The 598-nt window shown below is 75.1% G+C and carries 1 protein-coding gene; it reads left to right on the plus strand.

Features of this window, described 5'->3' with window-relative positions:
- The coding region (locus tag SSBG_RS27340) for an alcohol dehydrogenase catalytic domain-containing protein (RefSeq protein ID WP_008749287.1) at positions 1–598 on the plus strand (598 nt) is incomplete at both ends.

The raw sequence follows: 598 nt of genomic DNA on the forward strand, positions 1-598 counted from the left end.
GGCCCGTCAAGCCCGCGCCGCCCTTCGTCCCGGGGCACGAGGGCATCGGCCTCCTCGAGGCCGCCGGACCGCAGGCCGGGCACCTCGCGGTCGGCGACCGCGTCGCCCTGCCGTGGCTCGGCACCGCATGCGGGCACTGCGACCACTGCGTCTCGGGCTGGGAGACGCTGTGCCTCCAGCAGCGGAACACCGGCTACTCGGTGGACGGCACCCACAGCGAGTACGCCCTCGCCGACGCCGACTACGTGGTGGCGGTCCCCGAGGGCATCGACCCGCTCGACGCCGCCCCGCTGACCTGCGCCGGAGTCACCACGTACAAGGCCGTCAAGGCCGGCGGGACCCGGCCGGGGCAGCGCGTCCTCGTCTCCGGGATCGGCGGCCTCGGCCACCTCGCGCTCCAGTACGCGCGGATCTTCGGCGGCGAGACCATCGCCGTCGACATCACCGACGAGAAGCTCGCCCTCGCCCGCGAACTCGGCGCCGACCACGTCATCGACGCCCGGGACCACGACGTCGCCGAGGAGGTCGCGCGGCTCGGCGGCGCCGACGTCGCGATCTCCACCGCCGTCGACAACGGCTCCTTCCGCGCCGCCTACGG

It is taken from the genome of Streptomyces sp. SPB074 (genome assembly GCF_000154905.1).
Taxonomy (GTDB): domain Bacteria; phylum Actinomycetota; class Actinomycetes; order Streptomycetales; family Streptomycetaceae; genus Streptomyces.